Consider the following 23,813-nt stretch of genomic DNA (forward strand, 5'->3'; position numbering starts at 1 on the left):
ACAGGTCGCAAACGAACTTGACGCCAATGCTGTCACGGACGCACAACAGTCCCCGCACGGTGCCCCGCGAAGGCCGCCCAGCGGTCGGGGCTCAAAAGGGAATGCGGTGCGGGCCGATCCATCCAGGAGGCCCAATTCCGCAGCCGCCCCCGCGACTGTCAGCGGCGAGCGGCCTGTCACTCGGCCACTGGGGCACCCGCTCCGGGAAGGCGACAGGTCGCAGCGACCCGCGAGCCAGGAGACCTGCCGCGCACCGCCGGAGACCACTCCCGCGGCCATATCAACCACGCCGTCGGAGGGACGGCAAAGGGGACAGAACAGATGCATATCGAACCCGGAATCGTCCACGGCGCCAAGATGGCGCTCGCCTATGGCACCGCCGCGGGGGGCCTCGGCCTCGCCGCGAAATTCGCGTGGGACGACCTCAAGGCCCACGGCGCCATCCCGCTGGCCACCCGCAGCGTCATCGCCACCGCCACCGTCTTCATCTTCTTCGAGGTCCTGCCGACCTTCCCGGTGGGCGTGTCGGAGGTGCACTTCATCCTCGGCACGACGATCCTGCTGCTGCTCGGCATCGCCCCCGCCGCGCTCGGCCTCGCCGCCGGTCTCGCGATCCAGTCGCTGTTCTTCGCGCCCTCCGACCTGCCGATGTACTGGGTCAACGTGACCACGCTGCTCTTCCCGCTCTTCGCCATCGCCGGCCTCGCCCGGCGGATCGTGGCGCCCGGCACGGCTTACGTGGACCTGTCCTACCTGCAGGTGCTCAAGCTCTCGGCGGCCTACCAGGGCGGCATCGTCGCCTGGGTCGCCTTCTGGGCGATCTACGGCCAGGGCGCGGGCGCGGAGACCCTGTCCGCCGTGGGCACCTTCGGCATGGCCTATCTCCTCGTCATCCTGATCGAGCCGGTCCTCGACCTCGCCGTGCTGGCCGCGGCCAAGGCCGGCCGGGGCGGATTGCGCAACGTGCATCTCACGCATCCGCGCCTCCACGGCCCTGCGCACTGACACGCGGCGAACGCATCCTGCGGACAGTGCGCGGCCGCCGCGCGCTGTCCCGCTACCCTTCCCGTTACCCTGGATGGACCCGGACATGCCCGCCAAGATCCCCGCGACCATCGTCACCGGCTTTCTCGGCGCCGGAAAGACGACCCTGATCCGCCACATGCTGCAGAACGCGAACGGCAAGCGGATCGCCCTCATCATCAACGAGTTCGGCGACCTCGGCGTCGACGGCGAAAGTCTCAGGGGCTGCGGCGACGCCACCTGCTCCGACGACGACATCATGGAGCTGTCGAACGGCTGCATCTGCTGCACCGTGGCCGAGGATTTCGTCCCCACGATGGAAAAACTCCTCGCCCGCGCCACACCCCCCGACCACATCGTGATCGAGACCTCGGGCCTCGCCCTGCCCCAGCCGCTGGTCCGCGCCTTCAACTGGCCCGGCCTCGCCACCCGCCTCACCGTCGACGGCGTGGTGACCGTGGTGGACGGCCAGGCCGTCTCCGAGGGCCGCTTCGCCCATGACGAGGCGGCCGTCGACCGCCAGCGCGCGGCCGATGACACCCTCGACCACGAGACCCCGCTCTCGGAGCTTTTCGACGACCAGATCGCCTGCGCCGACATGATCGTGGTGAACAAGTCCGACCTCCTCGGCGAGGAGGCCGCCGAGGCCCTGCGCCACCGTCTCGGCGAGGCCGCCCGCCCCGGAGTCCAGGTCCTCCGCACCGCCATGGGCGCCCTTCCCGTCGAGGTCCTGCTGGGCCGGAACACGGCCGCCGAAACCGACCTCGAGGCCCGCCACGAAGTTCACCACCATCACCACCACGATGATGACGACGACCACCACGACGACGACGACCACGATCATCACCACCACGACCATGGCCACGACGCCTTCGAAAGCTTCGTCGTCGAGCGCGGCGAGATCGCCGACCCCAAGGCCTTCGCCGAAACCGTGGCCGAGGTGATCCGCGCCCACGACATCCTGCGCCTCAAGGGTTTCGCCGCGGTCTCGGGCAAGCCCATGCGCCTCGCCGTCCAGGCCGTCGGCCCCCGCGTCGACACCTGGTTCGACCGCGCCGCGGGCCCCGACCGCGCCACCCGCCTCGTCGTCATCGGCCAGTCGGGCCTCGACCGCGCCGCCATCTCCACGGCGCTCTCGGCATGATCACCGTCGCCCCGGCAGATCCGCGCGACCCCGGTCCGCGGGCCCTGCTCGAGGCGAGCCACGCGCTGATGCAGGATCTCTTCGCGCCCGAGGAGAACCATTTCCTGTCGATCGAGGAGCTGACCGCCCCCGACATCCGCTTCTTCGTCGCCCGCGAGGACGGCGCCTGCCTCGGCACCGGGGCGCTGGCGCTGCGCGGCGACTACGGCGAGGTGAAATCCATGTTCACCGCGCCCGAGGCCCGCCGTCGCGGCGTCGCGGCGCTGATCCTCGACCGGCTCGAACAGGTCGCCCGGCTCGAAGGCCTCGACATGCTGCGGCTGGAGACGGGCACCCTGCTCGAGGAGGCGCGCAAGCTCTACGCCCGCCACGGCTTCGTCCCCTGCGGGCCATTCGGGGCCTATCGCGAGAACGCCACCAGCATCTTCATGGAAAAGCGCCTGACGTGATCGGCCTCCGGCGTCCTCATTGGCCACTGGCGGCCTGGGGTGACGGGCCGCACGCGAGGCCCTGCGCCGGGCTCTTCCGAACGGGCGCCCACCGCTCCGCCGCCAGCGCCTTCCCCCTGCGTTTCTCTTGCGAGACACGGTCCTCGGGGGGACGGCGCGAGCGCCCCGCGCTTGCCACATGGAGGGCAGACAGCCCCCCTTCCCGCGCCGACAGAAGGCATGCGCCCGGGTCACCTCCCCCGCCCGAGGAGCGTGGAGGGCGGCAACGCGTCGTCCGGCCCTCAGTCGTTCGGCGGGGGCTTCTGCGGATACTTCCGCCCCTGCTCGATATTCTCCGGACCCTGCACCGGCTTCTTCCCGAGCTGGTCGATCGCGGTCCGGTCCTCGGGCCTGGCGGGCTTGTCCAGGTCGGGTCTGTCCGGCCTGTGCCGATCGGGTCTGTCTTTCTTCTCGCTCATACCGGCCCAAGCCCCGCGCCCCGGCCCCGGTTCCGCTGATGCACCTTCTCGCCGCCACTCCGGGCCAGGCCGACGACGGCCAGGAGCCCGTCGACCTGGGCCAGACCCCCGCCGAGGTGCTGGTGATCTCCGCCGCCGACACCGAGCTCGCGCTCCTCGCGCAGGCCCGCGGCGCCATGGACGACCCGCCCGCCCTGCGCCTCGCCAGCCTCGCCCACCTGCGCCACCCGATGTCGGTGGACCTGCATCTCGACACCTGCGCCACCCGCTGCCGGCTGGTGATCGCCCGCCTTCTCGGCGGCGCGGGCTACTGGCGCTACGGCCTCGCGCAATATTCCGCCCGGCTCCACGAGGCGGGCGTGCCTGTGGCCTTCCTGCCCGGCGACGACAAGCCCGACCCGGAACTCCGCGCCCTGTCCACCCTCCCGGCCGAGGACTACGACGCCCTCTGGTCCTGCCTCGTCGAGGGCGGCCCCGAGAACGCCACCCGCTTTCTCGCCCGCGCCCGCGCCCTCGCCCGGGACGAGCCCGACCGCCCGCCCCCGGCGAAACCGCTTCTCAAGGCCGGCCTCCACTGGCCCGGAGAGACCGACCCGGACCTCGCCGCGATCCGCGCGCACTGGCCGGAAGGCGCCCCGATCGTCCCGGTGATCTTCTACCGCGCGCTCCTGCAGGGCGCGGGCCTCGCCCCGGTCGCCCGCCTGACCCGCAGCCTCCTGCGCGCGGGGCTCGCGCCCCTGCCCGTCTACGTCTCCTCCCTCAAGGACCCCCTCGGCGCCGCGCTCCTGCGGGAGACCTTCGCAGAGGCGCCCCCCGACGTGATCCTCAACGCCACCGCCTTCGCCACCGGCACCCCCTCGGGCGACGGCGCCGAGAACCCCCTCGCCGGCCGCCACGGCGCCCCGGTCTACCAGATCGTGCTCTCGGGCGGCACCGAGGAGGCCTGGTCCGAGGGCCTCACCGGCCTCTCCGCCCGCGACATTGCCATGAACGTGGCCCTGCCCGAGATCGACGGCCGGATTCTCGCGCGGGCCATCAGCTTCAAGGACGCCGCGGGCATCGACGAGGCCACCCAGTGCCCCATCGCCGCCTACCGGCCCCGGGGCGACCGCATCGACTTCGTCACCGAACTCGCCGCCCGGACCGCCCGCCTCCGCCGCACCCCCGCGGAAGACCGCCGCGTGGCCCTCGTCCTCGCCAACTACCCCAACCGCGACGGCCGCCTCGCCAACGGCGTCGGCCTCGACACCCCCGCCGCCACCGCCCACGCCCTGCACCTGATGCGGGAGGCGGGCTACACCACCGAGCCTCCGGCGGACGGCGCCGCCCTGATGGACCGCCTCCTTGCGGGCCCCACCAACTGGCTCCCCGACCGCGCCGCGAAGGAGGGCGGCGAACGCCTCCCCCTCGCCACCTACAAGGCCTGGTTCGACGCCCTCCCCTGGGACGCCAAGCGCCAGCTCACCGACCGCTGGGGCCCGCCCGAGACCGACCCCTTCCTCATCTGGCCCGAAATACTCCCTTCGGGAGACCGGCCCGAGGCGGGCGCGGCCTTCGCCCTCTCGATCCACCGCTTCGGAAACGTGACCGTGGGGCTGCAACCGGCCCGCGGCTACAACATCGACCCCGAGGAGACCTACCACTCCCCCGACCTCGTGCCGCCCCACAACTACCTCGCCTTCTACCTCTGGCTCCGCCTGCACTGGGAGGCCCATGCCATCGTGCACATGGGCAAGCACGGCACTCTCGAATGGCTCCCCGGCAAGGCGCTGGCCCTGTCCGGAACCTGCTGGCCCGAGATCGCGCTCGGCCCCATGCCCCATGTCTACCCCTTCATCGTCAACGACCCCGGCGAGGGCACGCAGGCCAAGCGCCGCGCGCAGGCGGTGATCGTCGACCACCTCACCCCGCCCCTGACGCGCGCCGAGACCTACGGCCCCCTCCGCGACCTCGAGGCGCTGGTGGACGAATATTACGAGGCCGCCGGCCTCGATCCCGCCCGCGCCGCGCGCCTGCGCGGGGAGATCCTCTCCCTCAGCCAGGCCACCGGCCTCGCCTCCGACGCGGGCCTCCGCGGCGAGGCGGAGACGGATCTGGCGAAACTCGACGCCTGGCTCTGCGAATTGAAAGAGGCGCAGATCCGCGACGGCCTCCACGTCTTCGGCCAGTCGCCCAAGGGCGCCCTCGCCCGCGACCTCGCCATCGCGCTCGCGCGCGTCCCAAGAGGCTCCGGCACCGGCCCCGACGCCTCGCTCCTGCGCGCGCTGGCCGCCGATCTCGACCTCTCCCTCGATCCCCTCGACTGCGACATGGCCGCCCCCGCCGCGGAGAAACCGCCGGCGCTCGCGGACCTCACCCCCGACCCCTGGCGCAGCAACGGCGACACGGTCGAACGCCTCGAACTTTTCGCCCGGCGACTCGTCGACGGCGAGACTCGCCCGCAGGGCGCGGCGAGCGCCGCCGTCCTCTCCGAGATCGACACCCGCATCCTGCCCACCGTCGCCGCCTGCGGCCCGGCCGAGGGCACCGGGCTCCTGACCGCTCTGGAAGGCCGCGCCATCCCCCCCGGCCCCTCCGGCGCGCCCACCCGTGGCCGCCTCGACACGCTGCCCACGGGACGCAACTTCTTCTCCGTCGACAGCCGCGCCGTGCCCACCCAGACCGCCTGGGCGCTCGGGTGGAACTCCGCGAACCTGCTGATCGAGACCCACCTCCAGCGCGAGGGCGACTGGCCCCGCAGCCTGCTCGTCACCGCCTGGGGCACGTCCAACATGCGCACCGGCGGCGACGACATCGCGCAGGCCATGGCGCTCATGGGCGTCAAGCCCACCTGGGACGCCCTGTCCCGCCGCGTCACCGGCTTCGAGATCCTGCCGCTCGCCGTCCTCGACCGACCCCGCGTCGATGTCACGCTCCGCATCTCGGGCTTCTTCCGCGACGCCTTCCCCGCCCTCATCGACCTTTTCGACAGCGCCGCCCGCGCCGTGCAGGCCCTCCACGAACCCCCCGACATGAACGCGGCCGCCCACAGCCCCGGCCCCCGCATCTACGGCGCGAAGCCCGGTGCCTACGGCGCGGGCCTCCAGGCCATGATCGACGAACGCCTCTGGTCCGACCGCGCCGACCTCGCCGAGGCCTGGCTCGACTGGGGCGGCTACGCCTATACCGCGGGCCAGGAAGGCCGCCCTGACCGCGCGGGGCTCGAAGCCCGCCTCGAAACCGTCGAGGCCATCGTCCAGAACCAGGACAACCGCGAGCACGACCTGCTCGACTCGGACGACTACTACCAGTTCGAGGGCGGCGCGGCGGCCGCCGTCGCCACGCTCCAGGGCCGCGAGCGGCCCTCCTACCACAACGACCACTCGCGCCCCGAAAGCCCGCGCATCCGCACGCTCGAGGACGAGATCGCCCGCGTCATCCGGTCCCGCGTGGTGAACCCCAAATGGATCGAGGGGGTGAAACGCCACGGCTACAAGGGCGCCTTCGAGATCGCCGCGACGGTGGACTACCTCTTCGCCTTCGCCGCCACGACCCGCGCGGTGCGCAACCACCACTTCGACCTCGTGGAAAAGGCCTTCCTCGAGGACGACGCCACCCGCGCCTTCATCGAGGACGCCAACCCGTCCGCCCTCACCGAGATCGCCCAGCGACTCGCGGAGGCCATCGACCGCGGCCTCTGGACGCCCGCCTCCAACTCCGCCCGCGCCCGGATCGAGACCCTCGCCGCGACGCCGCCCTCCCGCCCGTAGGTCGGGCTTCTGCCCGGCACGCCTCCGCCCGTCGGCCGGACCGCCGCCCGGCACCCGCTCCAGACCGCGGTCGGGTTACCCGATCAATCCCGACAACCCGGCCAGGGCCAGCATTCCGGCGAAGAGAAACAGGGAGACTCGAGGCGAAATCTTCATCGTGGTCGTCCTTCTGCAAGACCTCAACATCCCGCCACGGTCCGGGCGGGTTCGCGGTCATCCTGCCACCACTCCCCCTTGCGATCCTGCGAAACCTTCGCGCCCCCGTCGCGACCACCTTCCGGATCGGCACCTTCCTGCCGGACCGCCCCTGACGCAGCGGCCTCCTGCCCATCACGAAGACTTGACCCCGCCCGCCCGCCGGGTTCTGCCTGTTTCATGAGCACAATCCGGACGATCATCCCCACCGATCCCGAAGAGACGAGTCACAAGCGCCTCACCGACTGGCCGTCCGATCACGCCACCGCCGCCGGCCACTCCTTCGACAACGCGCCCTTCGCGCTCGAGCTGCACGAGGACGGACAGGTCGTCGCGGGCTTCGCGGGCTATCGCCTCTACGGCTGGCTCTTCGTGCGCTTCCTGGCCGTGGCGCCCTCCCACCGCGGACTCGGCCTTGGATCGCGGCTCCTCTCGGAGGCAGAGGACAAGGCCCGAGCCGAGGGGATGCTCGGCATCTTCATCGACACCTACGGCTTCCAGGCGCCCGGCTTCTACGAGCGGCACGGCTACCGGACCTTCGGACGCCTCGGCCACCCCGACCCCGCCCGCGTGCGCAGCTACCTCGCCAAGAGCCTGTCTGACAGCGCGCCGCTGGACCTCCCCCGCTAAGACATTCCGTCTTTGACATGTATCAATCCGGGCGTTACGCCGCCGATATATACCAACTGTGTAATGTATCGAATCGGAGTCTCGCCATGACACCCAGCCCCCGCCCCGCGGACCGCTATTCGCCGCTCTACTTCCTCGCCTCGCTCGGCGCGGGAGGGCTCGCCGTCACCTTCTTCATGTATCTGATGTTCTGGGTGCCCCATCCCGGCCAGCCGGTGCCGGTGTTCGAGGACATCGCCGCCGCCTGGGCCGCGGGCGGCCCCGCGCTGAAACTCGCCATCGCCGCCGCCGTGACCGGCATCGCGGGCTTCGCCATTCTCAACGTCAAGTCGCTCGTCTGGAACCTGCGGCAGATGCAGGCCTTCCGCCGCACCGAGGCCTATACGAAACTGCGCGGCTCCAACGCCGAGACGCAGCTTCTCGCCCTGCCGCTCGCGCTCGCCATGACGGTCAACGTGGGCTTCATCCTCGGCCTCGTCTTCGTCCCCGGCCTCTGGGGCGTCGTGGAATACCTCTTCCCGCTCGCCATGGTCGCCTTCCTCGCCATCGCGGCCCTCGCCTTCGCGCAGATCGGCCACTTCCTCGGGCGCATCCTGTCCTCGGGCGGCATCTTCGACGTGACCGCCAACAACAGCTTCGCGCAGCTTCTGCCCGCCTTCGCCCTGTCGATGGTCGCCGTGGGTCTCTCGGCCCCCGCCGCCCTCTCGACCGTGCCCTCCGTCGTGGGCCTCAGCCTCGTGCTCTCGGGCGCGCTCGGCACCGTCGCCGCGCTCTATGCCGCCGTCGCCGCCGTGACCGCCTTCGCCTCCATGCTCCAGCACGGCACGGCAAGGGAATCCGGCCCCACGCTCCTGATCGTCGTCCCGCTCCTGACGGTCCTCGGCATCATGTGGCTGCGCCAGTCCCACGGCCTGCACACGACGCTGGGCGCCCATGTGGAAGACGCCGCCACCTTCATGACACTGACGAAGATCCTCGCCGTGCAGCTCGCCTTCACCGCCCTTGGCCTCCTGGTGCTCCGCCGCCAGGGCTATGCCTCGGCCTTTCTGACCGGCGACGGCAACAGCCCGGGCTCCTACGCCCTCGTCTGCCCGGGCGTGGCGCTCTCGGTGATGATGCACTTCTGGATCAACAAGGGCCTCGTCGGCGCGGAGCTCATCGCGAAGTTCGGCGCGGCCTACTGGGCGCTCACCGCCGTCGCCCTCGCGCTGCAGGTCGCCATGATCGCCCTCGTCTGGCACCTGAACCGGCGGCACTTCGGCCAGCCCCGCGCCGGCCACGCCGTCCCCGCCGAGTGATCTCGCCACCGCGACCAAAGGCGGCGCCCCCGGCGCCGCCTTTTTCATGACCCCAGCGCGCCGAGGTTGCCCGAGAGGAACTTCGCCGAATCGTCGGACCGCAACTCCACCCAGACCGGCAGGTGGTCGGAGATCTGGTTCTTGCGCCACGGGTTCCGGTAGTAGCTCTCCGCCAGCGCATCGTCGTGGGGGATCGCGGCGGCCCGCGCGGGGGTGCCGTGATCGGCGGCCATCTCCGCGCGGTAGACCGGCCAGTCCTCGTCCCGGAACACGAAGCCGAAGAGATCGAACACCCCGCCGATCTCCCGCCCCTCCGCGGTCTCGAAGCTGAAATACTCCCCCTCCCGGAAGAACATCCGGTCATAGGCCTCGGTCCCGCCCACGTTGGTCGGAATGCCCTTCGCCCCGTCGTTCTCGCGGAACCCCGCCGCCTCGATCGCCGCCACCGTGGGAATGTCGGCGTCGAAATAGAGGTTCATGTCCCCCACCAGCACGAGGTTCTCCGTCCAGACCTCCCGCGCCTTGTGGTCCAGCGCCGCCAGCAGCAGCCGCACCTCCTCCATCCGCAGTTCCACGTCCCTGCGCCCGTCCCCCGGCTGGAGGTGCAGGTTCACCATGGCGAAGTCCTTCCACCCCGCGCGGAACCCGGTGACGAAGGGCGCCCGCTGGATCTGCTCGATCAGCGCGCCCGGCCCCCGCATCTCCTTCCAGAGCGCGATCTCGGCGGCGAGGCCCGACAGCTCCACCCGGCGCGTGTTGTAAATGTAGGCCGACCGCTCGTGGTTCCCCGCGGGCCCGCCGGTCACGTCGTTGACCATGTAGCGCCAGTCGGAGCCGAGGATGCGCATGACCAGCTCCAGCTCCCTCAGCGAGGTCCGCACCTCCTGCACGGCCACCAGATCGAAGGCCGCGATGATCTCTGCAAGGTAGTAATAGCTCTCCGGCAGCCGCTGCTTGCTCGCCCCGAACCGCACGATGTTCCAGCTTGCGATCAGCAGGTTCGCCTCGGTCCTGCGCGGCGGCACCAGGCTGCCCAGCCCCATCTTCAGCCGCAGCAGCCCCTCGATGCAGCGCCGCTTCTCGACGAGCGTCATGCCCGGGAACACCAGCGCATAGTCCCGCTCGCGGAAATCTGCCTCGGGACGCAGGTCGTTGTAGTTGGGCATGGGCCACCTCCCCCTTGCCCGCCACTCTGACCCGCGCCACCATCGCCGCTCAAGACAGGAGACGGACGATGACCGACGACACGGAGCGCCACGCGCAGAAGATGGCCAAGAAGAAGGCCGCGCGGGACAAGATCATGGCCACCAAGACCGAGGAGAAGGGCCTGATCATCGTCCATACCGGCAAGGGCAAGGGAAAGTCCTCCGCCGCCTTCGGCATGATCTTCCGCTGCATCGCCCACGGCATGCCCTCTGCCGTGGTGCAGTTCATCAAGGGCGGCATGTCCACGGGCGAGCGCGACCTGATCCTCGCGCGCTTTTCGGACGTCTGCCAGTTCCACACCATGGGCGAGGGCTTCACCTGGGAGACCCAGGACAAGACCCGCGACACCGAGATGGCGCAGGCCGCCTGGAAGATCGCGAAGGACCTGATCCGCGATCCGGCGAACCGCATGGTCCTGCTCGACGAGATCAACATCGCCCTGCGCTACGACTACCTCGACATCGCCGAGGTGCTGGCTTTCCTCGCCGCGGAAAAGCCGCCCATGACCCATGTCGTGCTGACGGGCCGCAACGCGCACCCGGACCTGATCGAGGCCGCCGACCTCGTGACCGAGATGGAGCTGGTCAAGCACCCGTTCCGCTCGGGGATCAAGGCACAGATCGGCGTGGAGTATTGACCGGCTTCGGCATCCGGGACGCGGCGCCGCGCGACGCGCCGATGCTGGCCCGGCTCCATGTGGAGACCTGGGCCGAAACCTACCGCCTGATCCTGCCCGCCTCCGCCATCGCGGCCCGCCCGCTCGACGCGCGGCTTGCGCAATGGTCCGGCCAGATCGCGCGCGGCGGCAGCCGCATCGCCCTCGCCCCCGGCCTCGGCTTCGCCCAGATGGGTCCCCAGCGCGACCCCGCGCCCGAGGCGCGCCCCTACCCTGACGAGCTCTACTGCCTCTATGTCCTCGCCCGGGCCTACGGCACCGGTCTCGGACAGGCGCTGCTGGCCTTCGTGCGCGGCGCCGCGCCCTTCACCGCTCTCGTGGTCGAGGCCAACGCCCGTGCCTGCGCCTTCTACGAGAAGATGGGCGGGCGGCAGCTCCTGACGCGCGCGGACCGCATCGGCGGGACCCCGATCACCGAACGGCTCTACGGCTTCGGCAGGTAAGGGAGTATTTCTGGCCAGATGAGGACAGGGACGGTTCTTTTCCCCGCCCGCCCGCGTTAAGCCGGGCGCGACGAACCCGGAGACGACCCATGGCAAGAAAACCCGTCGTTCTGTGCATCCTCGACGGCTGGGGCCTGCGCGAAGACCGAGAGGCCAACGCGCCCGCCCTGGCCGAGACCCCGACCTTCGACCGGCTCTGGGCGACCTGCCCCCACGCCACGCTCACCACCCATGGCCCCGTCGTGGGCCTGCCGAAGGGCCAGATGGGCAATTCCGAGGTGGGCCACACCAACATCGGCGCGGGCCGCACCGTGGCCATGGATCTCGGGCAGATCGACCTCGCCATGGAGGACGGCAGCTTCGACACCCGCCCCGCCCTCACGGAGTTCATCGAGACGCTGAAGGACAGCGGCGGCACCGCCCACCTGATCGGCCTCGCCTCCCCCGGCGGCGTCCATGCCCACCAGCGCCACCTAGCGCGCGCCGCCCACGTCATCGCGGAGGCCGGCGTGCCCGTCGCGGTCCATGCCATCACAGACGGCCGCGACGTCTCCCCCCGCTCCGGCGCGGACTGCGTGTCGCAGCTCGTCGCGGACCTGCCCGGGGCGGCGAAGATCGTCACCGTGACCGGGCGCTATTTCGCCATGGACCGCGACACCCGCTGGGACCGGATCGAGAAGGCCTACCGCACCATGGTGGAGGCGAAGGGAGAGGCCCGGGCCGACGACCCCGTCGCCGCGATCCGCGCGGGCTACGACAAGGACGTCACCGACGAATTCCTGCCCGCCACCACCATCGGCACCTATGCCGGGATGAAGGACGGCGACGGCATCTTCTTTCTCAACTTCCGCGCCGACCGCGCGCGCGAGATCCTCGCCGCCATCGGCGATCCGGACTTCTCCGAATTCGACGTCTCCCGGCGCCCGACCCTCGCCGCCCGCCTGGGCATGGTGGACTATTCGAAAAGCCACGACCGCTACATGACCACCGTCTTCCCCAAGACCGAGGTCACCAACACCCTCGGCGCCTGGGTCGCCTCCAAGGGGCTGACGCAGTTCCGCCTCGCCGAGACCGAGAAATACCCCCATGTCACCTTCTTCCTGAACGGCGGCAAGGAAACCCCCGAGGAGGGCGAGGACCGGCACATGCCGAAATCGCCCAAGGTGGCGACCTACGATCTGCAACCCGAGATGAGCGCCCCCGAGGTCACGGACAGCCTCGTCGCCGCCATCGGCAAGGGCTACGACCTCATCGTGGTGAACTACGCCAACCCCGACATGGTCGGCCATACCGGCGATCTCTCGGCCGCGATCAGGGCCTGCGAGGCGGTGGACCAGGGGCTGGGCCGCGTCATGGAGGCGCTGGAGCAGGCGGGCGGCGCCATCGTGGTGACCGCCGACCACGGCAATTGCGAACTCATGGCCGATCCCGAGACCGGCGGGCCCCATACGGCGCACACGCTGAACCCGGTGCCCGTCATCGTCTGGGGCGGTCCCGAGGGCGTGCGGCTGCGCGACGGCATCCTCGCCGATCTCGCGCCCACGGTGCTCGACCTCATGGGCCTCGACCTGCCGCCCGAGATGACGGGGCGCAGCCTGATCGAGCGATGATCCGCGCGGTTCTCGCCCTCTGCCTCCTGCTCGCCTGGCCTGCCGCCGCGCAGGACGATCCCGCCCGGGCCGCCGCCGAGGCCGCCGCCCGGCTGGAGGAGGCGGCGCGCCTGCTCGACAGCGCCGAGGGCGGCCGGGACCGCGTCGAGGCCCTGACCGCGACCCTGCGCGCCTACGAGGACGGGCTCGCCGCCCTGCGCGACGGCCTCCGCCGCGCCGCGATCCGCGCCCGGGCCATCGAGCTCGATCTCGCGGCGCGCGAGGCCGAGGTCTCCCGCCTTCTGGGCGTGCTCTCCACGCTGTCCTCCGCGCCCGCTCCGCTCCTGCTGCTGCATCCCTCCGGGCCGACGGGAACCGCGCGCTCCGGCATGATCCTGTCGGACGTGACCCCTGCCCTCCATGCCGAGGCCGAGGCCCTGCGCAGCCAGCTCGAGGAGCTCGCGCTGCTGCGCCTCCTGCAGGACGAGGCCGCGGAGACGCTCTCGGGCGGCCTTGCAGGCGCCCAGGAGGCCCGCGCCGCCCTGTCCGAGGCCATCGCCGAACGCACCGACCTGCCGCGCCGCTTTTCCGAGGACCGCATCGCCATGGCCGCGCTCCTCGCCTCCGCCGACACGCTCGCCGCCTTCGCCGAGGGCCTGCCCGTCACCGTCGCCGCCGAGGGCCCCGGCGCCGCGCCGCCCGCGCCGGAGCCGGGCAGCCTTCCCCTGCCGGTCGAGGGCACGCTCCTGCGCGGGTTCGACCAGCCCGACGCCGCCGGCATCCGCCGCCCCGGCTGGATCCTCGCCGCCCGCCCCGGCGCGCTCGTCACCGCGCCCGCGGCCGCCACGATCCGCTACGCGGGGCCGCTGCTCGACTACGGGCAGGTCGTCATCGTCGAGCCGGGACCGGACCTCCTGATCGTCCTCGCCGGTCTCGCCACGGTCTACGGCACCCCCGGCGAGGTGGTCCCCGCCGGGACGCCGCTCGGGCTCATGGGCGGGGCCGAGCCGGCAGACGTTCAACAGATTTTGACTGAAACCACGGGACCCGTGGCGGGCACCCGCTCCGAGACGCTATATGTCGAGGTCAGGAACGGGCAGAGTGCCGTAGATCCGGCGGCGTGGTTCGCGTCCCGGCCATGAGGAGACGACTATGAAGAGATTCGCGATGGCCGCCGTCGCCGGCATCCTTGGCGGCGCGATCGTCACCACACAGGTCGCCGGCCCCCTCCTCGCGCAGGAAGGCGCGAACCAGGCCAGCGTCTACGAACAGCTCGACCTCTTCGGCGACATCTTCGAACGCATCCGCGCGCAATACGTCGAGGAGGTGAACGAGGGCGACCTGATCGAGGCGGCGATCGACGGGATGCTGACCTCGCTCGATCCGCATTCCTCCTATCTCTCGCCCGAGGACGCCGCCGACATGCGCGTGCAGACCCGCGGCCAGTTCGGCGGGCTCGGCATCGAGGTGACCCAGGAAGAGGGTTATGTGAAGGTCGTGGCCCCCATGGACGGCACGCCCGCCGACGCCGCCGGGATCATGGCCGGCGACTTCATCACCGCGGTGGACGGCGAAAGCCTGCTCGGCCTCACCCTCGACGAGGCGGTGGAAATGATGCGCGGCCCCGTGGGCTCTGAGATCACCGTGACCGTGGTGCGCGAGAACCGGCCGGAACCCTTCCAGGTCTCGATCATCCGCGACACCATCCGCCTCACCGCCGTGCGCGCGCGCACCGAGGGGCAGGCCGTCGTGCTGCGGGTCTCCACCTTCAACGACCAGACCTATCCGAACCTCACCTCGGGGCTCGAGGAGCAGGTGGAGGCGGCCGGAGGCTGGGACGGAATCACCGGCATCGTGCTCGACCTCCGCAACAACCCCGGCGGCCTGCTCGACCAGGCGATCCGGGTCACCGACGCCTTCCTCGACGAGGGCGAGATCGTCTCCACCCGGGGCCGCGACCCGATCGACAGCGACCGCTACCAGGCGCGCGAGGGCGACATCGCCGAGGGCAAGCCCATCGTCGTGCTGATCAACCAGGGCTCCGCCTCCGCCTCGGAGATCGTCGCGGGCGCCCTTCAGGACCACAGGCGCGCCATCGTCGTGGGCACCCAGAGCTTCGGCAAGGGGTCGGTCCAGACGGTCATTCCCCTCCGCGGCGACGCCGCCATGCGGCTCACCACGGCGCGCTACTACACGCCCTCGGGCCGCTCGATCCAGGCCCTCGGCATCTCGCCCGACATCATCGTCGAACAGCCGGCACCCCGCCCCCTCGACGAGGAGATGGATGCCGAGGAGGAGGAGATGCCCCGCTTCCGCGGCGAGGCCGACCTGCGCGGCGCCCTCGCCAGCGACAGCCTGTCGCCGGAGGAAACCGAGCTTCTCGAACGGGAGCGCGCCCGCGCCGAGGCCACCGCCGCCCTGCGCGAGGAGGACTACCAGCTCGCCTATGCGCTCGACATCCTGAAGGGCCTCTCCGCCCTCGGCCCGGCGGCTGCGGTCGCGGCGCCCGCACAGGTGGCGAACCCGTAACGCCCCTCCGGCGGCGGCGCGGCCTCCCTCGCGTCGCCGCCCGCCCCCTGCCGGCATCGCCCCGCCTCCGCGCCTTGACGCCGCCCGTAAAACCGGGACCCTCGGACAGGACCGTCCCGGAGTGCCCATGATCAGCCTGCAGTTCCTCGTCACCGCCTTCGTCGTCGTCATCGCCCCCGGCACCGGCGTCGTCTACACCCTCGCCCTCGGCCTCGGTCAGGGACGGCGCGCCGCCCTCTGGGCCGCGGCGGGCTGCACGCTGGGCATCGTGCCCCACCTCGCCGCCGCCGCCCTCGGCCTCGCGGCGCTGCTCCACACCTCCGCGCTCCTCTTCACGACGGTGAAATACGCGGGCGTCGCCTACCTCCTCTGGCTCGCCTGGGACAGCCTGCGCGCCGGCGGCGCCCTCGCCGTCAAGGCGCAGGAGAACCGCGATCCCGGCTGGCGCATCGCCCGGCGCGGGGCGCTCATCAACATCCTGAACCCCAAGCTGTCGATCTTCTTCCTCGCGCTGCTGCCGCCGTTCCTGTCCGGCGATCCCGCGACAGCCACCGCCGAGATGGCGCTTCTCGGCGCGGTCTTCATGGCGATGACCTTCGCCGTCTTCGTGCTCTACGGCCTCTTCGCCGCCACCGCCCGGACCCGGGTCCTCGGCTCCGAGACCGCCATGCGCTGGGCACGCCGGGGCTTCGCCGCGGTCTTCGCCGCCCTCGCCGGCCGCCTCGCCCTCGAGCGCGCCTGATGGAGCCCGAGCGCCGCCCCTACCGTCCGTGCGTCGGTGTCATGCTCGCCAGCCGCGACGGCCGCGTCTTCATGGGCCAGCGCGCCGACCAAAGCGAGCCTGCCTGGCAGATGCCCCAGGGCGGCATCGACCCGGGCGAAACCCCCGAACAGGCCGCCCTGCGCGAACTGGAAGAGGAAACCGGCGTCCCCGCCCGCCTCGTGCGGATCGAGGCAGAGACCTCGGACTGGCTCTCCTACGATTTCCCGCCCGGCGTCGCCGACACCCGCTGGGGCGGGCGCTACCGGGGGCAGAGCCAGAAATGGCTCCTCCTGCGTTTTCTCGGAGAGGATGCCGAGGTGCGGATCGACACCGACCACCCGGAATTCTCATCCTGGGACTGGGTGGCGCCCAAGGATGTCGTCCCGAGGATCGTCCCATTCAAGCGGGCGGTCTATGCCCGCGTGCTCGAAGAATTCGGAGACCTCATATGACCCCCCGCCTCGCCCTGGCCGCCCTTGTCCTGGCCGCCCTCGCTTCCCCCGCCGCGGCGCTCTCCTGCCTCAGGCCCGATCCCGCGCGCACGTTCCAGGAGGCGGACGCCTCCGAGCGGGTCTTCGCCGTGATCCACGGCCGCTTCAGCTTCGACGCGGGCCGGATGCCCGGCGGCCTCCTCACCGAGCGCACGCCCGACGATCCCCAGCCCGAGCCGGTGGTCTCCGAATTCATGGGCCATGTCCTGGGCCCCGAGGGCTTCACCGAGAGCTGGATGGGCCCGGTGATCCTCCAGCCCGTCTGCGGCGGCCCCTGGTGCGGGCAGCTCCCGAGCCCGGTGGAGGCGCTGGCCTTCGTCCTCGTGGACGACGGCGGCCCCACTCTCGTCCTCGACCCCTGCGCCACCCGCGTCTTCCCGGACCCCTCGCGCGAGACACTGGCGCAGATGGTCTCCTGCATCCAGGGCGGCGACTGCACGCCGGCGGACGGCCTCCCGCAGTGACCCGCCCCCCGGGCGGCGGCGCGTGCACAGGCGCCGCCGCCCGGTGCCGCAAGGCCCCCGCCAGCCGAAGACCGCCGCATCCTCCAGAGGCCCGACGTGGACACCGACCTTCCCTCCCTTCCGAATTCCCTTGAAGCCCGCGACCGCCGGTCGCTCGTCCATGGCCTGACGGACCTCGCTCGCCACCTCGAGATCGGCCCGAAGATCATCGAGAGCGGCCGGGGCGTCTGGGTCTCCGACGGCGAAGGCCGGACCTACCTCGAAGGCATGTCCGGCCTTTGGTGCATCTCGCTCGGCTACGGGCAGGAACGGCTCATCGCCGCCTGCGAGGCGCAGATGCGCAAGCTCGCCTATTACCACCTGACCAACCACAAGGGGCATCCCGCGCCCATAGAGCTGGCGGAGAAGCTGCTCGAGATCGCCCCCGTGCCCATGTCGCATGTCTGGTTCGCCAATTCCGGCTCCGAATCCGCCGACTGCGCCGCGCGCCTCTGCTGGTACTACTGGAACGCCGTGGGCCAGCCGCAGAAGCGCAAGTTCCTCGCCCATGACCGCGCCTACCACGGCAACACCATCGCCGCGGCCTCCCTCACCGGCACATCCTACGCCCACGAGGGGTTCAACCTCCCGCTCGACGGCTTTCTGCACGTCGCCACGCCCCATTATCTCACCGGGGCGCAGCCGGACGAAACCGAAGAGCAGTTCGTCGCCCGACTCCTCGCCGAACTCGAGGCCCGCATCCTCGCCGAGGGACCGGAGACCATCGCCGCCTTCTTCACCGAGCCGGTCATGGCCGCGGGCGGCGTCATCGTCCCGCCCGAGGGCTATTTCGACGGCCTCCAGCGCCTCCTGAATAAGCACGACATCCTTCTCGTCGCGGACGAGGTGGTCACCGCCTTCGGCCGCACCGGAGAGATGTTCGGCACCACCCGCATGGGCCTCGAGCCCGACCTGATCGTCCTCGCCAAGGGCCTGACGAGCGCCTACATCCCGATGTCGGCCCTGATGATGAACGCGCGCATCTTCGACGCGATCTCCGCCTATTCGGGCCGCCTCGGCATCTTCGGCCTGACCATGACCTATTCGGGTCACCCCGTCGCCGCCGCCGTCGCGCGCGAGGCCATCGCCCTCTACGAGGAGCTCGCCATCCCCGAGCGGACCAAGGCGCTCGAGCCGGTCCTTCTGGGCGGCCTGCGCGACCGCCTCGGCGGGCATCCGAACGTCGGGGACATCCGCGGCACGGGCCTTCTCGCCGGCGTCCAGCTCGTGGCGCGTCGCGACCCTCTGACCCTGTTCGACGCCAGCGCCCGTTTCGGCCCCCGCGTCGCCGCCCTGGCCGAGGACAACGGCCTCATCGTCAGGGCGATAGGAGACACCATCGCCATCTGCCCGCCCCTCGTGATCGACGAGGCCGAGATCGCCCAGCTCGTGGACCGCCTCGCACGGGCCATCGAGGCAGCTGCGGCGGAGCCGGGCGCATAGGAACCCCGCCCCCGAGACAGGCCGACGCCGCACGGCGTTAACCAGAAAATCTCAATTACATCAATATCTTGAGGCGCTGTTCATCGTGAAACGCTGGCCTACCTCAGCCGCTCCAGCAGCGCCGGCGAACCATAACCGTCGGGAACCAGCCCCTCCGAGACCTGGTAGGCCCGGATCGCCGCCACCGTGTTGGGCCCGATCTTCCCGTCGATTCCCAGCGTGTCGAACCCCGCCGCCGTCAGCCGCTCCTGCAACTCCATCCGCTCCGGCCCCGCGAGCCCGCCGAGATGCCGCGGCCAGGGCACGCTGATCTCCGCCCCGCCCCGGATCCGGTCCGCCAGATGCCCCACCGCGATCACATAGGCATCGGCCGTGTTGTACCTCTCGATCACCGCGAAGTTCTCGAAGACGAGGAAGGCCGCCCCCTCGTGCCCCGCCGGCAGCAGCACCGAGGCCGCGCCGTGGTCCGGCACCGCCGCCCCGTCGAGCCCCAGAACCCCGATCTCCGCCCACTGCCGCGGCATCCGCTCGATCTCGCGATCCGCGAGACGGTAGTCGAACCCCTCCGGCAGCTGCACCTCCACCCCCCAGGGCTGCCCCGTCACCCAGCCGAACCGCGCCAGATAGGCCGCCGTCGAGGCCAGCGCATCCGCCGGATCGTCGCCCCAGATATGCCGCCTCCCGTCCCCGTCCCAATCCACAGCGAAGGCGAGGTACGAGGTCGGCATGAACTGCGTGTGCCCCATGGCCCCCGCCCAGCTTCCCTCCAGCTCCTCCAGCTCCGCGTCGCCCCCCTGCAGGATCCGCAGCGCCGCGATCAGCTGTCCCTCGAAGAACGCCCCCCGCCGCGAATCGGCCGCAAGCGTCGCCAGCGCAGACAGCGTGTCCGTGGTGCCGCGATAGGTCCCGTAGGCGCTCTCCAGCCCCCAGATCGCGACCACCACATGCCGGTCCACGCCGTAGCGCGCCTCGATCTCCCGCAGCAGCGCTTCGTTCGCCGCCAGCGCCGCCCGGCCGTTGACGATCCGCGCCTCGGACACGGCGGTGTCGAGATACTCCCAGATCGGCTTGACGAATTCCGCCTGATTGCGGTCCAGCCGGATGATCTGTTCGCTGTAGTCCATGCGCGGCAGGGCGCGGTCCAGCGTGGCGGCGTCGATGCCCCGGGCGATCGCCCGTTCGCGGAACCCGTCCTTCCAGGCCGCGAATCCGACCGTCCCGATCTCCTCGCCCCGCACGCCATCCTCCGTCGCCAGATTGCCCAGCGCCCCCTGGGCCACGCCCGGGGACGCGGCCAGAGCCGTCACTGTCAGAACCAGCGCGCCGATGATCCGCACTCGGGCCTCCACTGTCGTCCCGCTTTCCCGTCAGCCTAGCCGAGCCCCCACCCCCGAGGCCAGCCTAGCGCCGCGTCCGCTTGACCTTCCGTGCCGTCTTGGCGGCTTTCTGCTTGGCCTGCGCAATCTTGCGGCGCGGCGGCTTGCCTCTCGGCCCGCCCTTGCGACCCGGCCTGCCACCGCCGCCGCTGCCGCTGCCGCCGCCCGGCATGTCGATCATGTCTAGGATCAGCCCGCCGGTCACCGGCGCCACCTCGCGGATACGCACCTTCACCCGCATCCCCATGCGGATCTCGATCCCCGTCTCGGACCCCATGAGTGTCTGGCTGTCGCGGTCGTAATGGAAATATTCGTCACCGAGGTCGCGGATCGGAACCAGCCCGTCCGCCCCCGTCCCGTCGAGCTTCACGAAGACCCCGAACTTCGCGATCCCCGCGATCCGTCCGCCGATCTCCGCGCCGACACGGTCCGCCAGATAGGCGGCCAGATACCTGTCCGTCGTGTCCCGCTCCGCCGCCATCGACCGTCGCTCGGTGTCGGAGATATGCTTGGCCGTCGCCTCCAGGTCTTCGATCTCGTCCCGTGAAAGACCGTCCTTCCCCCAACCATGGGCCGACACCAGGGCGCGATGCACCACGAGGTCCGAGTACCGCCGGATCGGCGAGGTGAAATGCGCGTAGTTCCGCAAGGCCAGACCGAAATGGCCGAAATTCTCCGGACTGTAATAGGCCTGCTGCATGGATCTGAGCGTCGCCATCGAGATGAGCTCGCTCTCCTCTGTCTCCGCCGCCTGCCCCAGCAGCCGGTTGAGATGCGCCGTCTTCAGCACCTGTCCCTTGGCCAGCGTCAGCCCCGCCGCCTCCGCCACCTCGCGCAGCGCATCGAGCTTGTCGGGATCGGGCTCCTCGTGCACCCGGAAGAGCAGCGGCGACCGCTTCTCGATCAGGGTCTCGGCGGCGGCCACATTGGCCAGCACCATGAACTCCTCGATCAGCCGGTGCGCGTCCAGCCGCTCCTTCTGCTCGACCGACACCACCTTGCCGTCCTCGCCCAGCACGATCTTGCGCTCCGGCAGGTCGAGCTCCAGCGGCTGCCGCCTCTCCCGCGCCGCCTTCAGCGCGCGATAGGCGGCATAGAGCGGCTCCAGCACCGGCGCCAGAAGCGGCCCGGTCCTGTCATTGGGCTCTCCGTCCACGGCCGCCTGCACCTCCTCGTAGGTCAGCGAGGCGGGCGAGCGCATCAGGCCCCGATGGAACGAATGCCCGATCTTCTCGCCCTCGGCGTCGATCCGCATCCGCACGGCGATGCAGGCCCGCGGCACGCCCTCGTGGAGCGAGCAGAGATCCCCCGACAGCCGGTCCGGCAGCATCGGCACCACACGGTCCGGGAAATAGGTGGAATTGCCGCGCTTCCTCGCCTCGCGGTCCAGCGCCGAGCCGGGCCGGACGTAATGGGCCACATCCGCGATGGCGACCCACAGCACATGCCCGCCCGTGTTCTTCGGGTCCTCGTCCGGATGGGCGTGGCAGGCGTCGTCATGGTCCCGGGCATCGGACGGGTCGATGGTGATCAGCGGCAGGTCCCGCAGGTCCTCCCGCCCCGAGAGGCCCGCCGGCGTCATCCCGTCCGCCTCCGCCACCACCGCATCCGGGAAGCGGTCGGGAATCCCGTGCTGGTGGATGGCGATCAGGCTCACCGCCCGCGGCTCCGACGGATCGCCCAGCCGCGCGAGGATGCGCGCCCGCGGCAAGCCGAGGCGCCCCTTCGGCCCCGCCTGTTCGGCCTCGACCAGCTCGCCGTCCCGCGCGCCGTGGTCCTCGCCCGGCGCCACGGTCCATTCCCGATCGGAGCCCTTGTCCACCGGCAGGATCCGCCCGCCCTCGGAGCCCTTGCGGAACACCCCGAGGATCTTCAGCGGGTTGGAGCCGATCCTGCGGATCAGCCGCGCGCTGTAGGCATGGTCCTCGCCCTCGACCTCGGTCAGCCGGGCGAGAATGCGGTTGCCTGCGCCCAGTGCCGGATCGCTGTCCCTCGGGATCACGAGCACCCGGGGCTCCGGCCCCTCCCCCTGCCATTCCAGCGGCCGCGCGAAAAGATCGCCGTCCGCATCGGGCCCGGTCACCTGCAGGATCGCAACCGGCGGCAGCTTGTCGGGGTCGCGGTAGCTGCGTCCGCGCTTCTCGAGATGCCCCTCGTCCTCCAGTTCCCTGAGGAGCCGCTTGAGGTCGATCCGCGCCGCGCCCTTGAGGCCGAAGGCCTTGGCGATGTCGCGCTTGGACGTCTGCGTGGGGTTCTCGGAGATCCAGTCGAGGACCTCCTCCTTGGAGGGGATCTGGGCCATGCAGCGCACCTAGCACGCCCGCCCGCCCCCGTCATGGCCGAAAGCCCACCTCTCCCCGGGTACGCAGTCCTGCGCACCGCCCCCTCACCGCACCATGCATCCCCCGGCCGAGGGTCCAGCCCGTCGCGCCAGTGCCACATGCCTCGCCGTCCCGGAAAAAGCGCCTCCCGCGTAGGGTGGGTTTCCAACCCACCGCCCGCGCCACAAGCCTCGCCGTCCCGAAAGAAGCGGCTCCCGCGTAGGGTGGGTTTCCAACCCACCGGCCACCCCCGAGGATCACCCGGCGAAATACCGCTCCAGCACCCGCCCGTAGATCGCCGTCAGCCGGACCACGTCCTCGACCGCCACGCGCTCGTCCACGGCATGCATCCCCCGGCCCACGAGGCCGAACTCCACCACCGGGCAGTGGTCCTTCACGAACCGCGCGTCCGAGGTTCCGCCCGTGGTCGACAGGACCGGCCGCAGCCCGGTCTCCGCCTCCACCGCGCCCGCGACGAGATCCGACAGCGCGCCCGGCGGCGTCAGGAAGGCTTCGCCCGAGACCTTCACCGACACGTCCACATGCACCCCGAACTCGGCGCCCACCGCCGCGGCCTCCGCCTCCAGCCACCCGGTCAACGACGCACCGGAATGCAGGTCGTTGAAGCGGATGTTCACCGTGGCCCTCGCCCGCTCCGGGATCACGTTGGTCGCGGGGTTCCCGGTGTCCACTGTCACCACCGCCAGTGTCGAGGGGTCGAAATGCGCCGTCCCCTCGTCGAGCCGGTGCGCGGCGAGCCGGTCCGCCAGCCGCACCAGCGCGTGCACCGGGTTCCGTGCCCGGTCCGGATAGGCCGAATGCCCCTGCACCCCCGTCACCGTCAGGAAGGCGTTGAGCGACCCGCGCCGGCCGATCTTCATCATCTCGCCCAGCGTCTCGGGGCAGGTCGGCTCGCCGACGAGACAGACGTCCATCCGCTCGCCCTCCCGGTCCATCCAGTCGAGCAGCGCCCGCGTGCCGTCCACCGCGTCGCCCTCCTCGTCGCCCGTGATGGCGAGGATCACCGCACCGCCCCCGGGCGGCGTCTCGGTCACGAACCGGATTGCGGCGGCGGCAAAGGCCGCGACGCCCGATTTCATGTCCACCGCGCCCCGCCCCCAGAGAGCGCCCTCCGCGATCTCGCCCGAGAACGGCGGCCGGGACCAGTCCGCCGCATCCCCCGGCGGAACCACGTCCACATGCCCGTTGAAGCCGAAGGTCCGCACAGCCCCCCTCTCGCCCCAGCGCGCGAAGAGGTTGCCGACACCGCCCCTCTCCACCCGCTCGCAGGCAAAGCCCGCCGCCGACAGCGCCTCCTCCAGCACCCCGAGCGCGCCCGCGTCGCGCGGGGTGACGGAGGCGCAGCGGACAAGGGCCTGGGTCAGGGCGACGGGATCGGGGCTCGGGGACATGGGCGGGCTCTCCTTCGCGGCCAGCGCTAGCGCGAAGCGGCCCGCGCCGCAACGCCACCCCTGTGGCGGCGGGGCGACAACCCTCCGACGCTGCGACGCGCCTCGGTGACACGGG

The 23,813-nt window shown here is 71.2% G+C and carries 19 protein-coding genes and 1 riboswitch; of the genes, 15 read left to right on the plus strand and 4 right to left on the minus strand.

Annotated elements, in window-relative coordinates; genetic code table 11:
- Window positions 1-40: 40 nt before the first annotated feature.
- A riboswitch (cobalamin riboswitch) is annotated at window positions 41-265 on the plus strand.
- Between the two features lie 56 nt (window positions 266-321).
- The 6 genes from EAT49_RS10500 to EAT49_RS10525 all read left to right on the plus strand — a co-directional run bounded on the left by EAT49_RS10500 (window position 322) and on the right by EAT49_RS10525 (window position 8,946).
- Window positions 322-1,005, plus strand: a complete 684-nt coding sequence (locus EAT49_RS10500; protein ID WP_123642262.1) for an energy-coupling factor ABC transporter permease — start codon at window positions 322-324, stop codon at window positions 1,003-1,005.
- A gap of 85 nt (window positions 1,006-1,090) precedes the next feature.
- Window positions 1,091-2,167, plus strand: a complete 1,077-nt coding sequence (gene cobW, locus EAT49_RS10505) for a cobalamin biosynthesis protein CobW (RefSeq protein ID WP_123642263.1) — start codon at window positions 1,091-1,093, stop codon at window positions 2,165-2,167.
- Window positions 2,164-2,616, plus strand: coding sequence for a GNAT family N-acetyltransferase (locus EAT49_RS10510; protein WP_123642264.1), 453 nt, complete (start codon window positions 2,164-2,166; stop codon window positions 2,614-2,616). Before cobW ends, EAT49_RS10510 begins: the two co-directional genes overlap by 4 nt.
- A 496-nt stretch (window positions 2,617-3,112) precedes the next feature.
- Window positions 3,113-6,823: a cobaltochelatase subunit CobN gene (gene cobN, locus EAT49_RS10515; RefSeq protein ID WP_123642265.1), complete on the plus strand. Its 3,711-nt coding sequence runs from the start codon at window positions 3,113-3,115 to the stop codon at window positions 6,821-6,823.
- Window positions 6,824-7,198: 375 nt separating this feature from the next.
- Complete coding sequence (locus EAT49_RS10520) at window positions 7,199-7,648, plus strand: GNAT family N-acetyltransferase (protein ID WP_123642266.1); 450 nt, start codon at window positions 7,199-7,201, stop codon at window positions 7,646-7,648.
- A gap of 86 nt (window positions 7,649-7,734) precedes the next feature.
- Window positions 7,735-8,946: a TsoY family (seleno)protein gene (locus tag EAT49_RS10525; RefSeq protein ID WP_123642267.1), complete on the plus strand. Its 1,212-nt coding sequence runs from the start codon at window positions 7,735-7,737 to the stop codon at window positions 8,944-8,946.
- A gap of 44 nt (window positions 8,947-8,990) precedes the next feature.
- Here EAT49_RS10525 and EAT49_RS10530 read toward each other — a convergent pair whose 3' ends face one another.
- Window positions 8,991-10,112 carry an endonuclease/exonuclease/phosphatase family protein gene (locus EAT49_RS10530; protein ID WP_123642268.1) on the minus strand — a complete coding sequence of 374 codons (1,122 nt, stop codon included), beginning with the start codon at window positions 10,110-10,112 and terminating at the stop codon, window positions 8,991-8,993.
- Between the two features lie 68 nt (window positions 10,113-10,180).
- Here EAT49_RS10530 and cobO point away from each other — a divergent pair, with 68 nt between their 5' ends.
- From cobO to EAT49_RS10575, 9 genes are all read left to right on the plus strand, one after another.
- Entirely contained in the window at window positions 10,181-10,789 is a 609-nt protein-coding gene (gene cobO, locus EAT49_RS10535) for a cob(I)yrinic acid a,c-diamide adenosyltransferase (RefSeq protein ID WP_123642269.1), read from the plus strand.
- Window positions 10,786-11,271 carry a GNAT family N-acetyltransferase gene (locus EAT49_RS21125; protein ID WP_185020725.1) on the plus strand — a complete coding sequence of 162 codons (486 nt, stop codon included), beginning with the start codon at window positions 10,786-10,788 and terminating at the stop codon, window positions 11,269-11,271. Before cobO ends, EAT49_RS21125 begins: the two co-directional genes overlap by 4 nt.
- 89 nt (window positions 11,272-11,360) lie before the next feature.
- Window positions 11,361-12,881, plus strand: a complete 1,521-nt coding sequence (gene gpmI / locus EAT49_RS10545) for a 2,3-bisphosphoglycerate-independent phosphoglycerate mutase (RefSeq protein WP_123642271.1) — start codon at window positions 11,361-11,363, stop codon at window positions 12,879-12,881.
- Window positions 12,878-14,002 (plus strand): murein hydrolase activator EnvC family protein, encoded by a 1,125-nt coding sequence (locus EAT49_RS10550; RefSeq protein ID WP_123642272.1) that lies wholly within the window; start codon window positions 12,878-12,880, stop codon window positions 14,000-14,002. Before gpmI ends, EAT49_RS10550 begins: the two co-directional genes overlap by 4 nt.
- A gap of 10 nt (window positions 14,003-14,012) precedes the next feature.
- On the plus strand, window positions 14,013-15,389 hold the full coding sequence (locus tag EAT49_RS10555) for a S41 family peptidase (protein ID WP_123642273.1): 1,377 nt from the start codon (window positions 14,013-14,015) through the stop codon (window positions 15,387-15,389).
- Window positions 15,390-15,516: 127 nt separating this feature from the next.
- Window positions 15,517-16,131, plus strand: coding sequence for a LysE family translocator (locus tag EAT49_RS10560; RefSeq protein ID WP_123642274.1), 615 nt, complete (start codon window positions 15,517-15,519; stop codon window positions 16,129-16,131).
- Window positions 16,131-16,604, plus strand: coding sequence for an RNA pyrophosphohydrolase (locus tag EAT49_RS10565; RefSeq protein WP_123642275.1), 474 nt, complete (start codon window positions 16,131-16,133; stop codon window positions 16,602-16,604). Before EAT49_RS10560 ends, EAT49_RS10565 begins: the two co-directional genes overlap by 1 nt.
- Window positions 16,601-17,107, plus strand: a complete 507-nt coding sequence (locus EAT49_RS10570; protein WP_123642276.1) for a hypothetical protein — start codon at window positions 16,601-16,603, stop codon at window positions 17,105-17,107. The genes EAT49_RS10565 and EAT49_RS10570 overlap by 4 nt, the downstream gene beginning before the upstream one ends.
- 96 nt (window positions 17,108-17,203) lie before the next feature.
- A complete protein-coding gene (locus EAT49_RS10575) occupies window positions 17,204-18,589 on the plus strand; it encodes an aminotransferase (protein WP_123642277.1) in 1,386 nt (461 codons plus the stop codon).
- Window positions 18,590-18,687: 98 nt separating this feature from the next.
- Here EAT49_RS10575 and EAT49_RS10580 read toward each other — a convergent pair whose 3' ends face one another.
- The 3 genes from EAT49_RS10580 to dapE form a co-directional block, all read right to left on the minus strand.
- Window positions 18,688-19,926: a lytic murein transglycosylase gene (locus tag EAT49_RS10580; RefSeq protein ID WP_425459520.1), complete on the minus strand. Its 1,239-nt coding sequence runs from the start codon at window positions 19,924-19,926 to the stop codon at window positions 18,688-18,690.
- A gap of 64 nt (window positions 19,927-19,990) precedes the next feature.
- On the minus strand, window positions 19,991-22,267 hold the full coding sequence (rnr, locus tag EAT49_RS10585) for a ribonuclease R (RefSeq protein ID WP_123642279.1): 2,277 nt from the start codon (window positions 22,265-22,267) through the stop codon (window positions 19,991-19,993).
- A 276-nt stretch (window positions 22,268-22,543) separates the two neighbouring features.
- Complete coding sequence (gene dapE, locus EAT49_RS10590; RefSeq protein ID WP_123642280.1) at window positions 22,544-23,698, minus strand: succinyl-diaminopimelate desuccinylase; 1,155 nt, start codon at window positions 23,696-23,698, stop codon at window positions 22,544-22,546.
- Between the last annotated feature and the right edge of the window lie 115 nt (window positions 23,699-23,813).

The sequence above is a fragment of the Histidinibacterium lentulum genome, from assembly GCF_003789055.1.
GTDB classification, from domain to species: Bacteria; Pseudomonadota; Alphaproteobacteria; order Rhodobacterales; family Rhodobacteraceae; genus Oceanicola; species Oceanicola lentulus.

Excerpts from the sequence above, each read along its gene's own strand:
- EAT49_RS10500 (WP_123642262.1), top strand. The coding sequence starts at position 322 with ATGCATATCGAACCCGGAATCGTCCACGGCGCCAAGATGGCGCTCGCC.
- cobW (WP_123642263.1), top strand. The coding sequence starts at position 1,091 with ATGCCCGCCAAGATCCCCGCGACCATCGTCACCGGCTTTCTCGGCGCC.
- EAT49_RS10510 (WP_123642264.1), top strand. The coding sequence starts at position 2,164 with ATGATCACCGTCGCCCCGGCAGATCCGCGCGACCCCGGTCCGCGGGCC.
- cobN (WP_123642265.1), top strand. The coding sequence starts at position 3,113 with ATGCACCTTCTCGCCGCCACTCCGGGCCAGGCCGACGACGGCCAGGAG.
- EAT49_RS10520 (WP_123642266.1), top strand. The coding sequence starts at position 7,199 with ATGAGCACAATCCGGACGATCATCCCCACCGATCCCGAAGAGACGAGT.
- EAT49_RS10525 (WP_123642267.1), top strand. The coding sequence starts at position 7,735 with ATGACACCCAGCCCCCGCCCCGCGGACCGCTATTCGCCGCTCTACTTC.
- EAT49_RS10530 (WP_123642268.1), bottom strand. The coding sequence starts at position 10,112 with ATGCCCAACTACAACGACCTGCGTCCCGAGGCAGATTTCCGCGAGCGG.
- cobO (WP_123642269.1), top strand. The coding sequence starts at position 10,181 with ATGACCGACGACACGGAGCGCCACGCGCAGAAGATGGCCAAGAAGAAG.
- gpmI (WP_123642271.1), top strand. The coding sequence starts at position 11,361 with ATGGCAAGAAAACCCGTCGTTCTGTGCATCCTCGACGGCTGGGGCCTG.
- EAT49_RS10550 (WP_123642272.1), top strand. The coding sequence starts at position 12,878 with ATGATCCGCGCGGTTCTCGCCCTCTGCCTCCTGCTCGCCTGGCCTGCC.
- EAT49_RS10555 (WP_123642273.1), top strand. The coding sequence starts at position 14,013 with ATGAAGAGATTCGCGATGGCCGCCGTCGCCGGCATCCTTGGCGGCGCG.
- EAT49_RS10560 (WP_123642274.1), top strand. The coding sequence starts at position 15,517 with ATGATCAGCCTGCAGTTCCTCGTCACCGCCTTCGTCGTCGTCATCGCC.
- EAT49_RS10565 (WP_123642275.1), top strand. The coding sequence starts at position 16,131 with ATGGAGCCCGAGCGCCGCCCCTACCGTCCGTGCGTCGGTGTCATGCTC.
- EAT49_RS10570 (WP_123642276.1), top strand. The coding sequence starts at position 16,601 with ATGACCCCCCGCCTCGCCCTGGCCGCCCTTGTCCTGGCCGCCCTCGCT.
- rnr (WP_123642279.1), bottom strand. The coding sequence starts at position 22,267 with ATGGCCCAGATCCCCTCCAAGGAGGAGGTCCTCGACTGGATCTCCGAG.
- dapE (WP_123642280.1), bottom strand. The coding sequence starts at position 23,698 with ATGTCCCCGAGCCCCGATCCCGTCGCCCTGACCCAGGCCCTTGTCCGC.